The sequence below is a fragment of the Stappia indica genome, from assembly GCF_009789575.1.
Lineage (GTDB): Bacteria > Pseudomonadota > Alphaproteobacteria > Rhizobiales > Stappiaceae > Stappia > Stappia indica_A.
In genome coordinates, this window is record NZ_CP046908.1 from 1,016,293 (window position 1) to 1,029,771 (window position 13,479).

The following is a 13,479-nucleotide window of genomic DNA, read 5'->3' on the forward strand; positions in this document are numbered from 1 at the left end:
TCTCGCTCTTTGCTTCTGTCCAAGACCGACCGGCGCCGTTAGGCGGCGCGGCCGCGCTCGCGCTCGCGGCGTCCGCCGCCCTGGTTCGTTCCGTCGCCCTCAACCGCACGGCGCTCCGAGGCCATCGGATCGTGCTCAAGGATTTCGCCCTTGAAGATCCAGACCTTGACGCCGCACGTGCCGTAGGCGGTGTGCGCCGTGGACACGCCATAGTCGATGTCGGCGCGCAGCGTGTGCAGCGGCACGCGGCCTTCGCGGTACCATTCGGTACGCGCGATTTCCGCGCCACCCAGACGGCCACCGCAGTTGATGCGGATGCCCTGGGCGCCCATGCGCATCGCCGACTGCACGGCGCGCTTCATGGCGCGGCGGAACGCCACGCGGCGCTCCAGCTGCTGCGAGATCGAGTCGGCGACCAACTGGGCGTCGACTTCCGGCTTGCGCACTTCAACGATGTTGATGTGCACGTCCGACGAGGTCATGTCCGAGAGAGCCTTGCGCAGCTTCTCGATGTCCGCGCCCTTCTTGCCGATGATCACGCCGGGACGACCGGAATGAACGGTGACGCGGCACTTGCGGTGCGGACGCTCGACGACGACCTTGGAAACGGCCGCCTGCTTCAGGGCCTTGAGGATATACTCGCGGATGCGGAAATCCTCGTGCAGCAGCTTGCCATACTCGCCCTTGTCCGCATACCAGCGCGAATCCCAGGTGCGGTTGATGCCAAGACGCAGACCGATCGGGTTAACTTTGTGTCCCATCAGGCAGTCTCCTCGACTTCGCGGACGACGATGGTCAGGTTCGAAAACGGCTTCTCGATCCGACCCACACGGCCACGAGCACGCGCCTGGAACCGCTTGATCACGAACGCCTTGCCCACGTGGGCTTCGGCCACGACAAGGCTGTCGACGTCGAGATCGTGGTTGTTCTCGGCATTCGCGATCGCCGACATCAACGCCTTCTTGACGTCGTCGGAGATCCGCTTGCGCGAGAAGGTGAGGTCGGCGAGCGCCTTCTCGACCTTCTTGCCGCGGATCGTTGCCGCGACGAGGTTGAGCTTGCGCGGGGAGACCCGCAGCATCCGGGCGACCGACTTCGCCTCGTTATCGGCGAGCGCGCGCCCGCCCTTCGGCTTGCCCATCGTTACTTCCTCTTCGCCTTCTTGTCAGCGCCGTGGCCGTAATAGGTCCGGGTCGGCGAGAACTCGCCGAACTTGTGACCGATCATGTCCTCGGACACCAGAACCGGAACGTGCTTCTGACCATTGTAGACGCCGAAGGTGAGACCCACGAACTGCGGCAGGATGGTCGAGCGCCGGCTCCACATCTTGATGATTTCGTTGCGACCCGAGGCGCGGACCTTATCTGCCTTCTTCAGCAGAAAGCCGTCGACGAACGGGCCTTTCCAAACAGAACGTGCCATTCCAGGCCCCTCTTACTTCTTGCGCGCGTGGCGGCTGCGGACGATGAACTTGTCCGTGGCCTTGTTGCGACGCGTGCGCTTGCCCTTGGTCGGCTTGCCCCACGGGGTAACCGGATGACGGCCACCCGAGGTACGGCCCTCACCACCACCATGCGGGTGGTCGACCGGGTTCATCGCGACACCGCGAACATGCGGGCGACGACCCATCCAGCGAGAACGACCCGCCTTGCCGAGGTTGATGTTGCCATGGTCCTGGTTGGACACGGCGCCGATCGAGGCCATGCAGGTGCCGAGAATGCGGCGCTGCTCGCCAGACTGCAGGCGGACCGTGGTGTAACCCTGGTCACGGCCGACGATCTGGGCATACGCACCGGCGGAACGGGCCACCTGGCCGCCCTTGCCCGGCTTCAGCTCGACATTGTGCACGATCGTGCCGACCGGGATCGAGGCCAGCGGCATCGCATTGCCCGGCTTCACGTCGACGAGCTTGCCGGACACGACCTTGTCGCCAACGGCCAGGCGCTGCGGCGCCAGGATGTAGGCAAGCTCACCGTCCTCATACTTGATGAGAGCGATGAAGGCCGTCCGGTTCGGATCGTATTCGATCCGCTCGACGGTCGCGAACATGTCGGCCTTGGTCCGCTTGAAGTCGATCAGACGGTAACGGCGCTTGTGGCCGCCACCGCGATTCGGCGACGTCGTACGGCCGAGGTTGTTGCGGCCACCCGTCTTCGACAGGCCTTCCGTGAGCGTCTTGACCGGCTTGCCCTTGTACAGGGACGAGCGGTCGACCATCACCAGCTGGCGACGACCGGGCGACGTCGGGTTAAAGGTCTTGAGTGCCATCTTTCCTTCTCCGCCCTCAGAGTCCGGTGGTGACGTCGATGGACTGGCCATCGGCAAGCGTCACGACCGCCTTCTTGACGTCGGACTGCTGGCCGAGACGGCCGCGGAAGCGCTTCGCCTTGCCCTTGCGGACCAGGGTGTTCACTGCCGTGACCTTGACGCCGAACAGCGCCTCGACTGCCGCCTTGATCTCGGGCTTGGTCGCCGTCGGGGAGACGTTGAACACGACCTTGTTCTGCTCCGAAGCGAAGGTCGCCTTCTCGGTAATCACCGGGGAAACGACCGTGTCGTAGTGCTTCAGGTTGGTCATTTGAACCGCTCCTCGAGAGCCGTCACCGCCGACTTGGTCAGCACCAGCTTCTCACGACGCAGGATGTCATAGACATTCAGGCCTTCGACGGGCAGCAGGTCGATCGCCGGGATGTTGCGCGAGGCGAGGCGGAAGTTCGCATCGATCTCGCTGCCGTCCACGACGAGCGCATTGCTCAGGCCCAGGTTCGCCAGACGCGCGGCCAGAGCCTTGGTCTTGGCCTCCTCGGCGCTCACCACGTCGACGATGATCAGGCCGTCGGCCTTGAACTTCGCCGAAAGGGCGTGACGCAGGCCGAGGGCGCGAACCTTCTTCGGCAGGTCGTGAGCGTGGCTGCGCACGACCGGGCCGTGAGCCTTACCACCGCCGCGGAACTGCGGGGCCTTCTTGTTGCCGTGACGCGCGCCGCCGGAACCCTTCTGGCGGACGAACTTCTTCGTCGAGCCGGAGACTTCCGAGCGCTGCTGGGCCTTGTGAGTACCGGCCTGGCGCTTGGCGAGCTGCCAACGCACGACGCGGTGGATCAGGTCGGTGCGCGGATCGAGACCGAAGATCTCGTCCGACACCGTGATCGAACCGGCGGCGGCCCCGTCCAGGGTCTTCACCTCAAGTTCCATCACTCGCTCTCCTTCTCGACCGCAGCCTCGGCCGCGGAAGCACGGAACGCGCCCGGCATCGGCACGCCATCCGGCAGGGCCTTCTTGACGGCGTCGCGAACCACGATCCAGCCACCCTTCGACCCCGGGACTGCGCCCTGGATCATGATCAGGCCGCGCTCCGGATCGGTGCGGACGATCTTCAGGTTCTGCGTGGTCACCTGCTCGGCGCCCATGTGTCCGGCCATCTTCTTACCCTTGAAGACCTTGCCCGGATCCTGGCACTGACCGATCGAACCATGCGAACGGTGCGAGATCGACACGCCGTGAGAGGCGCGCAGACCACCGAAGTTGTGACGCTTCATGGCACCGGCGAAGCCCTTGCCGATCGAGGTGCCCGTGACGTCCACGAACTGCCCCTCGACGAAGTGGTCGGCCGTGATCTCCGCACCCACCTCGATCACGTTCTCCGAGGAGACGCGGAACTCGGCAAGCTTGCGCTTCGGCTCGACGCTGGCAACGGCGAAATGTCCGCGCATGGCCTTCGACGTATTCTTCACCTTGGCCAGACCGGCGCCGACCTGCAGCGCGACATAGCCATTCTTCTCTTCCGTCCGGTGGGCAACAACCTGACAGTTTTCGAGCTTCAGCACCGTCACCGGCACATGCTCACCCGCATCGTTATAGATGCGAGTCATACCCACCTTCTGTGCGATCACTCCAGAACGCATCGGCGTGTCCCCTTGTGAGCGCCTTACAGCTTGATCTCGACGTCGACACCGGCCGCAAGGTCGAGCTTCATGAGCGCGTCCACGGTCTGCGGCGTCGGATCAACGATGTCGAGGAGACGCTTGTGAGTGCGCATCTCGAACTGATCACGGCTTTTCTTGTCGATATGCGGACCACGAAGCACAGTGTACTTCTCGATCCGCGTGGGCAGCGGCACGGGGCCGCGCACTTGTGCACCGGTCCGTTTCGCCGTGTTGACGATCTCACGGGTCGACGCATCGAGAACCCGATGGTCGAACGCCTTGAGACGGATCCGAATGTTCTGACCGTTCATCTCTCAATCCCCGAGCGGGACGGCGGAACGGATCACCCGTTCCGCCATGTTGGTTACTTGATGATGGAGGCGACGACGCCGGCGCCGACGGTACGGCCGCCCTCGCGGATAGCGAAGCGCAGACCCTCTTCCATCGCGATCGGCACGATCAGCTCAACCTCGACCGACACGTTGTCGCCCGGCATCACCATCTCCGTGCCTTCCGGCAGCGTCACCACGCCCGTCACGTCCGTCGTGCGGAAGTAGAACTGCGGACGGTAGTTGGTGAAGAACGGAGTGTGGCGACCACCCTCTTCCTTCGTCAGGATGTAGGCCTCGGCCTTGAACTTCGTGTGCGGCGTCACCGAACCCGGCTTGCACAGCACCTGGCCGCGCTCCACGTCCTCGCGGCCGACGCCGCGGATCAGAGCGCCGATGTTGTCGCCGGCCTGGCCCTGGTCCAGAAGCTTGCGGAACATCTCGACGCCGGTAACCGTCGTCTTCTTGGTGTCGCGGATGCCGACGATCTCGACTTCCTCGCCCACCTTCACGATGCCGCGCTCGACGCGGCCGGTCACCACCGTGCCGCGGCCCGAGATCGAGAACACGTCCTCGATCGGCATCAGGAACGGCATGTCGACCGGACGCTCCGGCGTCGGGATGTAGTCGTCGACCGCAGCCATAAGCTCGCGGATCTTCGTCTCGCCGATCGCCTCGTCGCGGCCCTCAAGGGCGGCAAGAGCCGAACCGGCAACGATCGGAATGTCGTCGCCCGGGAACTCGTAGGACGAAAGCAGCTCGCGCACTTCCATCTCGACCAGCTCGAGCAGCTCCGCGTCGTCGACCTGGTCGACCTTGTTCAGGAACACCACCAGAGCCGGAACGCCGACCTGACGGGCCAGAAGGATGTGCTCGCGGGTCTGCGGCATCGGGCCGTCGGCCGCCGAGCAGACCAGGATCGCGCCGTCCATCTGCGCCGCACCCGTGATCATGTTCTTCACGTAGTCGGCGTGACCCGGGCAGTCCACGTGGGCGTAGTGACGCGCTTCCGTCTCGTACTCAACGTGAGCCGTCGAGATCGTGATGCCGCGTGCACGCTCCTCGGGAGCCGCGTCGATCATGTCGTACGCCTTGAACTCGCCGAAGAACTTCGTGATCGCCGCCGTCAGCGTCGTCTTGCCATGGTCGACGTGGCCGATCGTGCCAATGTTCACGTGCGGCTTCGTCCGCTCAAACTTTGCTTTCGCCATCGGATTTCTCCGTACCTTCGTTATTCAGTTGATGTGGCGTTGACGGCAATCAGGCGTACTTGGCCTGAACTTCCTGCGCGACAGCCTGCGGAACCTGCTCGTAGTGGTCGAACACCATCGAGTACTGGGCACGTCCCTGCGACATCGAGCGCAGGTTGTTGACGTAACCGAACATGTTGGCCAGCGGCACCATCGCGTTCACCGCGGTGACGACACCGCGATTCTCGGTGCCGGTGATCTGGCCACGACGGGAGTTCAGATCGCCGATGACGTCGCCCATGTAGTCTTCCGGCGTCACCACCTCGACCTTCATGATCGGCTCGAGCAGCTTCGGCGCGGCCTTCTGAATGGCCTCACGGAAACCGGCACGTGCCGCGATCTCGAACGCCAGGACCGAGGAGTCGACGTCGTGGTAGGCACCGTCGATGAGGGTGGCCTTGATGTCGACCATCGGGAAGCCTGCCAGCGGGCCCGAGGACATGACGCTCTCGATACCCTTGGTGACGCCCGGGATGTACTCCTTCGGGACCGAACCACCCACGATCGTGCTCTGGAACGCGTAGCCGGCACCGGCCTCGTTCGGCTCGATGACCAGCTTGATGCGGGCGAACTGGCCCGTACCGCCGGTCTGCTTCTTGTGGGTGTAGTCGACTTCCGCCTGACGGGTGATCGTCTCGCGGTAGGCAACCTGCGGCGCACCGATGTTCGCCTCGACCTTGAACTCGCGCTTCATGCGGTCGACGATGATGTCGAGATGAAGCTCGCCCATGCCGGCGATGATCGTCTGGCCGGACTCTTCGTCGGTCTTGACGCGGAAGGACGGATCCTCGGCAGCCAGACGATTGAGCGCGAGGCCCATCTTCTCCTGGTCGCCCTTGGTCTTCGGCTCGACGGCGATCTCGATGACCGGATCCGGGAACTCCATGCGCTCCAGGATGACCGGCTTCAGCGGGTCGCACAGCGTATCGCCGGTGGTCGTGTCCTTCAGGCCGGCGATGGCAACGATGTCGCCAGCGTAAGCCACGTCGATGTCCTCACGCGAATTCGCGTGCATCTGCATCATGCGGCCGACGCGCTCCTTCTTCTCCTTCACCGTGTTCTGGAGAGACACGCCCTTGTTCAGGACGCCGGAGTAGATGCGGCAGAAGGTCAGCGAACCGACGAACGGATCGTTGGCGATCTTGAAGGCCAGCATGGAGAGCGGCTCTTCGTCGCCCGACTTGCGAACCGTCTCGGCCTCGGTCTTGGGATCGATACCCTTGATCGCCGGAACCTCGATCGGGCTCGGCAGGTAATCGACGACGCCGTCGAGCAGGGGCTGCACGCCCTTGTTCTTGAACGCCGAGCCGCAGAACACCGGAACGAACTCGCTGTTGATGGTGCCCTTGCGGATGAGCGCCTTCAGGCCCTCATTCGTCGGCTCCTCACCCTCGAGATAGGCCTCCATCGCGGCCTCGTCGGCCTCGACGGCGGTCTCGATCATCAGATCGCGGTATTCCTGGGCCTTGTCGGCCAGGTCAGCCGGGATCTCGACCTCGTCCCAGGCAGCGCCGAGCGACTCGTCGCGCCAGATCAGGGCCTTCATCTTGATCAGGTCGACGACGCCGGCAAAGTCGCTCTCGGCGCCCACCGGGAGCTGCATGACGAGCGGCTTCGCACCGAGGCGCGACTTGATCATCTCGACGCAGCGGTAGAAGTCCGCACCGAGCTTGTCCATCTTGTTGACGAAGATCATGCGCGGGACATGATACTTGTCGGCCTGACGCCAGACGGTCTCGGTCTGCGGCTCGACACCGGCATTGGCGTCGAGCAGGGCAACCGCACCGTCGAGCACGCGCAGGGAACGCTCCACCTCGATGGTGAAGTCGACGTGACCCGGCGTGTCGATGATGTTCAGGCGCTTGTTGTTCCAGAACGCAGTGGTGGCAGCGGACGTGATCGTGATGCCACGCTCCTGCTCCTGCTCCATCCAGTCCATCGTGGCGGCGCCGTCATGGACTTCGCCGATCTTGTGGCTCTTGCCGGTGTAGAAGAGAATCCGCTCGGTCGTCGTGGTCTTGCCCGCATCGATGTGGGCCATGATACCGAAATTGCGGTAGTCTTCGATCTTGTGAGTGCGCGACATGATGTCAGCCTCTCCGGTCCGAATTACCAGCGATAGTGCGAGAACGCGCGGTTGGCTTCGGCCATCCGGTGCGTGTCTTCGCGCTTCTTGACGGCGGAACCGCGGTTGTTCGCGGCATCCAGCAGCTCGCCGGACAGACGATCGACCATCGTCGTCTCGTTGCGGTTGCGGGCAGCCGTGATCAGCCAGCGGATGGCCAGGGCCTGGCGACGGTCCGCACGGACCTCGACCGGAACCTGATAGGTGGCACCACCCACGCGGCGGGACCGGACCTCGACCTGCGGCATGACGTTGTCGAGAGCAGCATGGAACACCTCGACGGGGTTCTGACGAACCTTGCCCTCGATGATGTCGAATGCGCCGTAGACGATCCGCTCGGCGGCCGACTTCTTACCGTCGTACATGATCGAATTCATGAACTTGGTAACGACGTTGTCCCCGAACTTCGGATCGGGAATGATTTCGCGCTTTTCAGCCTTGTGACGGCGTGACATGGCAGATCCTCAGACCTTGACTTTCCAAAGTGCCAACCCGGGGCTGGCCTTTTTGCGCTTTCAGGAACCGTTTCCGGCCCCAACTCCGTTACGTTCCGCCTCAGGCGCAACGCGAATATCTCACCCGTCCGCTTGAACGAACGGAAAGGCGCGGCGGACGCAACGCCAGAACCAGGGTTCTGACCCAGCTGATCCCGCAGGACATGCGGAATCGCGCCTGTTCCCGCGGTAAACGGGAAAGGCGCCGCCAATCGAGAGGACCACCCGGAAGCGGTCATGCATACGATATTTTTTCGCCTCGTAATCCCAGCAGCGTTTAAGTCAGCCTGTGTCCAACGCTTGGCGCATCGAACGAAAAGCCGCTTACCGCCTGCTTTCGGGATGCGCGGAACCTACAGTTAGGCCGGCCCTGCGTCAAGTGCGGCGGGGAATAAATCGCCCTCGCCCGTTCGGCCGCCGCTGCAACGACATTTCTATCCTGTTTGGCCGCATTGGCGCAACAAATGGAATATTTTTATCGACGTTTGCGCAACATTGCGTCGTGCCTGGATTGAACCGCGAGCCGGGCTCCCTCCGGGCCGGCGGATGGGAGCAGGCCTTGCCCCCTCGCGCTGCCCCCGCATTTACTCTTTCTCAACCTGGATCCGCCGCAGGCGAGGAGATTCTCTTTCCGGATTCGCCGGGCCGGGGCATCGGCGGGAAGAACGATTCCCGATTCCCCTTGAAGGGGTCAGCCCCGATAGGCGATGACCGCCACCTCGCCGGCGAGCGCATCCTCATAGGCCTGCTCGAAGGTCGGATCGTCCGGCTCCTCCAGGATCACGCCGATCTGGTCGAGGGAGGCTTCCGCAAACCCCTGCCCCTTCAACGCCTCGAGCGCCAGGCGCACGGCGCTGTCCTCATCCGCCGCGCGCAGCAGGATGTTCACCGGGATCGCCGCCTCCGGCGTGCCGAGATCCCCTTCCCTCGCGTGGCCGACAATGATGTAGACGGTCGGAGCATCCGCCTGGTCCCGATAGTGCGGCGCCATCTCGCCTCTCCCTCACCCTGTTCCGCCGAGCCGTGCCGGCCTGTGTCGTCTGCCAGTCGCCAAAGGAAAAGGGCCGCACGATGGCGGCCCTTCCCTTCATTGCGTTCCTGAGGACGGGGGTTATTCGCCCGCGCCGGTCAGGTCTTCCAGCATGCCATCCGCCTGGTCGATCGTGGAAGACGCCTTGCGCGCCTCCAGGATCAGATCGTCGCGATGCTGCGCGATCTCGCGGATGCGGGTCATCATGCCGCCGGTGCCGGCCGGGATCAGACGGCCGACGATGACGTTCTCCTTCAGACCCTCCAGCTCGTCCTGCTTGCCGTTGACCGCCGCCTCGGTAAGGACGCGGGTGGTCTCCTGGAACGAAGCAGCCGAGATGAACGAACGGGTCTGCAGGCTCGCCTTGGTGATGCCGAGCAGGACCGGCACGCCGGAGGCCGGCTTGCGCGCGTCGTCGATCGCCCGGTCGTTGATCTCGTCGAGATCGAGGCGGTCGACATGCTCGCCGGACAGCAGTTCCGTATCGCCCGGATCGTTGATCTCGATCTTCTGCAGCATCTGGCGAACGATCACCTCGATGTGCTTGTCGTTGATCACCACGCCCTGCAGCCGGTAGACCTCCTGGATCTCGTTGACGAGGTAGGCGGCCAGCGCCTCCACGCCACGAATGGCCAGGATGTCGTGCGGTGCCGGGTTGCCGTCGAGGATGTACTCGCCCTTCTCGATGGTGTCGCCTTCCTGAAGATGGAAGTGCTTGCCCTTCGGGATGAGGTACTCGACCGGATCCGCACCTTCCTCGTGCGGCTCGATGATGATGCGCCGCTTGTTCTTGTAGTCGCGACCGAAGCGGATCGTACCGTCGATTTCCGCGATGATCGCGTGATCCTTCGGACGACGTGCCTCGAACAGCTCGGCCACACGCGGCAGACCGCCGGTAATGTCCTTGGTACGGGCGCTTTCCAGCGGGATACGTGCAAGCACGTCACCCGCCTGCACCTCGGCGCCGATCTGCACCGACAGGATCGCATCGACGGACAGCAGGGACCGGGCATCGCCGCCACGAGGCAGCTTCTTGATCGATCCGGTGGAGTCCTTGATGACGATCGCCGGCTTCAGGTCGTTGCCGCGCTGCGACGTCCGCCAGTCCATGACCACGCGCTTGGTGATACCGGTCGCCTCGTCCGTGGTCTCCTGCACCGACACGCCCTCGACCAGGTCTTCGGAGTCGACGACGCCATCCACCTCGGAGAGCATCGGACGGGTGTAGGGATCCCACTCGGCGATGCGCTGGCCGCGCTTGACCGTGTCGCCCTCGTCGACATGCAGCTTCGAACCGTAGGCGATGCGGTGCACCGCACGCTCGTTGTCGTCTGCGTCGATGATGACGACCGCCATGTTGCGGGCCATTGCGACCAGGTTCCCGTCGGAATCGCGAACCGCGTTGCGATTGCGGATCCGCACCGTGCCCTCGAAGTTGGACTCGATGAAGGACTGGTCCACCACCTGCGCCGTACCGCCGATATGGAAGGTACGCATGGTCAGCTGGGTGCCCGGCTCGCCGATCGACTGCGCCGCGATGACGCCGACCGCCTCGCCCATGTTCACCGGCGTGCCGCGGGCCAGGTCGCGACCGTAGCAGGTCGCGCAGACGCCGCGCTTGGTCTCGCAGGTCAGCACCGAGCGGATCTTGATCATCTGGACGTTCGCGGCCTCGATGGCCTCGACGTCCTTCTCCTCGATCAAGGTACCGCGCGGGACGATGAGCTCGCCGGTCGCATGGTTCAGCACGTCCTCGGCCGCGGTACGGCCCAGCACGCGATGACCGAGCGAGGCGATGACCTGGCCGGCATCGACGATCGCCTGGATGGTGATGCCGTTCTCCGAACCGCAATCCGTCTCCAGAATGATCGAGTCCTGCGCCACGTCGACGAGACGACGGGTCAGGTAACCCGAGTTCGCCGTCTTCAGCGCGGTGTCGGCCAGACCCTTACGGGCACCGTGCGTGGAGTTGAAGTACTCCAGCACCGACAGGCCTTCCTTGAAGTTCGAGATGATCGGCGTCTCGATGATCTCGCCCGACGGCTTGGCCATGAGGCCACGCATGCCGGCAAGCTGCTTCATCTGCGCGGGGCTGCCACGGGCGCCGGAGTGGGACATCATGTAGATCGAGTTGATCTGCTTCTGACGCCCGGTCTCCTCGTCGCGCTGGACCGCCTGAATGCGCTTCATCATCTCGTCGGCGACGCGGTCGGTGCACTTGGCCCACGCGTCGACGACCTTGTTGTACTTCTCGCCCTGGGTGATCAGGCCGTCGTTGTACTGCTGCTCGTATTCCTTCACGAGGGTCGCGGTCTCGTCGACCAGGCCGGCCTTCGTCTCCGGAATCACCATGTCGTCCTTGCCGAACGAGATGCCGGCACGGCAGGCATGGCTGAAGCCCAGACCCATGATGCGGTCGCAGAAGATCACGGTCTCCTTCTGGCCGCAGGCACGGTACACCGCGTCGATCATGCGGCTGATGTCCTTCTTGGTCATCAGCTTGTTGCAGACGTCGTACGGCACTTCGTGATGCAGCGGCAGGAGCTCGCCGATCAGCATGCGGCCCGGCGTGGTCTCCACGATCCGGTTGGACGTGTTGCCCTCGGCGTCGATGGCGCGGACGCGGCCGCGGATCTTCGCATGCAGGGTCACGGACTTCGTCTCGAGCGCGTGATGCAGCTCGCCGATATTGCCGAACACCATGCCCTCGCCCGGCTCCCCGTCGGCAATCAGCGACAGGTAGTAGAGGCCGAGGACGATGTCCTGCGACGGCACGATGATCGGCGAACCGTTGGCCGGATGCAGGATGTTGTTGGTCGACATCATCAGCGTGCGCGCTTCCAGCTGGGCTTCCAGCGAGAGCGGCACGTGCACGGCCATCTGGTCACCGTCGAAGTCGGCGTTGAACGCCGCGCAGACGAGCGGGTGCAGCTGGATCGCCTTGCCTTCGATCAGCGTCGGCTCGAACGCCTGGATGCCGAGACGGTGCAGGGTCGGTGCGCGGTTCAGCAGGACCGGATGCTCGCGGATGACCTCGTCGAGGATATCCCAGACTTCCGGACGCTCCTTCTCCACCAGCTTCTTCGCCTGCTTCACCGTGGAGGAGAAGCCCTTGGCGTCGAGGCGGGAGTAGATGAACGGCTTGAACAGCTCCAGCGCCATCTTCTTCGGCAGGCCGCACTGATGCAGCTTCAGCTCCGGACCCACGGTGATCACCGAACGGCCGGAATAGTCGACGCGCTTGCCGAGCAGGTTCTGACGGAAGCGGCCCTGCTTGCCCTTCAGCATGTCGGACAGCGACTTCAGCGGACGCTTGTTGGCACCCGTGATGACGCGGCCGCGACGGCCGTTGTCGAACAGCGCATCAACCGACTCCTGAAGCATGCGCTTCTCGTTGCGGATGATGATGTCCGGCGCACGCAGCTCCATCAGGCGCCGCAGACGGTTGTTGCGGTTGATGACGCGGCGATACAGGTCGTTGAGGTCGGAGGTCGCGAAGCGGCCGCCGTCCAGCGGAACCAGCGGACGCAGGTCCGGCGGGATGACCGGGACCACGGTGAGGATCATCCATTCCGGGCGATTGCCGGACTCGATGAAGGCCTCGACCACCTTGAGACGCTTGGCCAGCTTCTTCGGCTTCAGCTCGGTCGTCGCCTCGGAGATCTCCTTGCGGATCTGGTCGCGCTCCTTCTCCAGGTCGAGCGACATCAGCATCTCGCGGATGGCTTCCGCGCCGATCATCGCCGTGAAGGCGTCCTCGCCGTACTCGTCCTGGGCGCGCAGGAAGTCCTCTTCCGACAGAAGCTGGTTCTGCTTCAGCGGCGTCAGGCCCGGCTCCAGCACCACGTAGTACTCGAAGTACAGGACGCGCTCGAGATCCTTCAGCGTCATGTCCAGCAGAAGGCCGATGCGCGAGGGCAGCGACTTCAGAAACCAGATATGCGCAACCGGAGCGGCAAGCTCGATATGACCCATGCGCTCGCGGCGGACGCGGGACAGGGTGACCTCGACGTTGCACTTCTCGCAGATGACGCCCTTGTACTTCATCCGCTTGTACTTGCCGCAAAGGCACTCGTAGTCCTTGATCGGACCGAACACGCGCGCACAGAACAGGCCATCCCGTTCCGGCTTGAACGTACGGTAGTTGATCGTCTCCGGCTTTTTGATTTCGCCGTAGGACCACGACATGATCTTCTCGGGGCTAGCGATCGAGATCTTGATGTGGTCGAAGGTCTGGGCGGGAGCCTGCTGGTTGAACAGGTTCATGACCTCATGATTCATGGGCTCTCTCCTCGAATGCGCGGAAGGGAAGCAGGGTCCATACC

13 protein-coding genes are annotated in these 13,479 nt (G+C 63.8%); all 13 read right to left on the reverse strand.

Annotated features, from left to right (window positions below; translation table 11 throughout):
* Positions 1-38 precede the first annotated feature (38 nt).
* The gene (gene rpsC / locus GH266_RS04785) at positions 39-761 is read right to left on the reverse strand and encodes a 30S ribosomal protein S3 (protein WP_158192882.1); all 723 of its coding nucleotides are present in this window, start codon (positions 759-761) and stop codon (positions 39-41) included.
* Positions 761-1,141 (reverse strand): 50S ribosomal protein L22, encoded by a 381-nt coding sequence (gene rplV / locus GH266_RS04790; RefSeq protein ID WP_158192883.1) that lies wholly within the window; start codon positions 1,139-1,141, stop codon positions 761-763. Before rplV ends, rpsC begins: the two co-directional genes overlap by 1 nt.
* 2 nt (positions 1,142-1,143) lie before the next feature.
* On the reverse strand, positions 1,144-1,422 hold the full coding sequence (rpsS, locus tag GH266_RS04795; RefSeq protein ID WP_158192884.1) for a 30S ribosomal protein S19: 279 nt from the start codon (positions 1,420-1,422) through the stop codon (positions 1,144-1,146).
* A 12-nt stretch (positions 1,423-1,434) separates the two neighbouring features.
* Positions 1,435-2,268: a 50S ribosomal protein L2 gene (gene rplB, locus GH266_RS04800; RefSeq protein WP_120267413.1), complete on the reverse strand. Its 834-nt coding sequence runs from the start codon at positions 2,266-2,268 to the stop codon at positions 1,435-1,437.
* Positions 2,269-2,284: 16 nt separating this feature from the next.
* Entirely contained in the window at positions 2,285-2,578 is a 294-nt protein-coding gene (locus GH266_RS04805; RefSeq protein ID WP_067216514.1) for a 50S ribosomal protein L23, read from the reverse strand.
* Complete coding sequence (gene rplD, locus GH266_RS04810) at positions 2,575-3,195, reverse strand: 50S ribosomal protein L4 (RefSeq protein ID WP_158192885.1); 621 nt, start codon at positions 3,193-3,195, stop codon at positions 2,575-2,577. The genes GH266_RS04805 and rplD overlap by 4 nt, the downstream gene beginning before the upstream one ends.
* Positions 3,195-3,905 carry a 50S ribosomal protein L3 gene (rplC, locus tag GH266_RS04815; protein WP_067216520.1) on the reverse strand — a complete coding sequence of 237 codons (711 nt, stop codon included), beginning with the start codon at positions 3,903-3,905 and terminating at the stop codon, positions 3,195-3,197. The genes rplD and rplC overlap by 1 nt, the downstream gene beginning before the upstream one ends.
* 23 nt (positions 3,906-3,928) lie before the next feature.
* A complete protein-coding gene (gene rpsJ / locus GH266_RS04820; protein ID WP_067216522.1) occupies positions 3,929-4,237 on the reverse strand; it encodes a 30S ribosomal protein S10 in 309 nt (102 codons plus the stop codon).
* Between the two features lie 53 nt (positions 4,238-4,290).
* Positions 4,291-5,466, reverse strand: coding sequence for an elongation factor Tu (gene tuf, locus GH266_RS04825; protein ID WP_158192886.1), 1,176 nt, complete (start codon positions 5,464-5,466; stop codon positions 4,291-4,293).
* A gap of 49 nt (positions 5,467-5,515) precedes the next feature.
* Positions 5,516-7,591, reverse strand: a complete 2,076-nt coding sequence (fusA, locus tag GH266_RS04830) for an elongation factor G (protein WP_158192887.1) — start codon at positions 7,589-7,591, stop codon at positions 5,516-5,518.
* Positions 7,592-7,614: 23 nt separating this feature from the next.
* Positions 7,615-8,085: a 30S ribosomal protein S7 gene (gene rpsG / locus GH266_RS04835; RefSeq protein WP_158192888.1), complete on the reverse strand. Its 471-nt coding sequence runs from the start codon at positions 8,083-8,085 to the stop codon at positions 7,615-7,617.
* A 730-nt stretch (positions 8,086-8,815) separates the two neighbouring features.
* On the reverse strand, positions 8,816-9,115 hold the full coding sequence (locus GH266_RS04840) for a regulator (protein WP_158192889.1): 300 nt from the start codon (positions 9,113-9,115) through the stop codon (positions 8,816-8,818).
* Positions 9,116-9,235: 120 nt separating this feature from the next.
* Positions 9,236-13,435: a DNA-directed RNA polymerase subunit beta' gene (rpoC, locus tag GH266_RS04845; protein WP_158192890.1), complete on the reverse strand. Its 4,200-nt coding sequence runs from the start codon at positions 13,433-13,435 to the stop codon at positions 9,236-9,238.
* Positions 13,436-13,479: the final 44 nt, after the last annotated feature.

Coding starts and splice junctions, on each gene's coding strand:
- rpsC (WP_158192882.1), bottom strand. CDS start 761: ATGGGACACAAAGTTAACCCGATCGGTCTGCGTCTTGGCATCAACCGC.
- rplV (WP_158192883.1), bottom strand. CDS start 1,141: ATGGGCAAGCCGAAGGGCGGGCGCGCGCTCGCCGATAACGAGGCGAAG.
- rpsS (WP_158192884.1), bottom strand. CDS start 1,422: ATGGCACGTTCTGTTTGGAAAGGCCCGTTCGTCGACGGCTTTCTGCTG.
- rplB (WP_120267413.1), bottom strand. CDS start 2,268: ATGGCACTCAAGACCTTTAACCCGACGTCGCCCGGTCGTCGCCAGCTG.
- GH266_RS04805 (WP_067216514.1), bottom strand. CDS start 2,578: ATGACCAACCTGAAGCACTACGACACGGTCGTTTCCCCGGTGATTACC.
- rplD (WP_158192885.1), bottom strand. CDS start 3,195: ATGGAACTTGAGGTGAAGACCCTGGACGGGGCCGCCGCCGGTTCGATC.
- rplC (WP_067216520.1), bottom strand. CDS start 3,905: ATGCGTTCTGGAGTGATCGCACAGAAGGTGGGTATGACTCGCATCTAT.
- rpsJ (WP_067216522.1), bottom strand. CDS start 4,237: ATGAACGGTCAGAACATTCGGATCCGTCTCAAGGCGTTCGACCATCGG.
- tuf (WP_158192886.1), bottom strand. CDS start 5,466: ATGGCGAAAGCAAAGTTTGAGCGGACGAAGCCGCACGTGAACATTGGC.
- fusA (WP_158192887.1), bottom strand. CDS start 7,591: ATGTCGCGCACTCACAAGATCGAAGACTACCGCAATTTCGGTATCATG.
- rpsG (WP_158192888.1), bottom strand. CDS start 8,085: ATGTCACGCCGTCACAAGGCTGAAAAGCGCGAAATCATTCCCGATCCG.
- GH266_RS04840 (WP_158192889.1), bottom strand. CDS start 9,115: ATGGCGCCGCACTATCGGGACCAGGCGGATGCTCCGACCGTCTACATC.
- rpoC (WP_158192890.1), bottom strand. CDS start 13,435: ATGAATCATGAGGTCATGAACCTGTTCAACCAGCAGGCTCCCGCCCAG.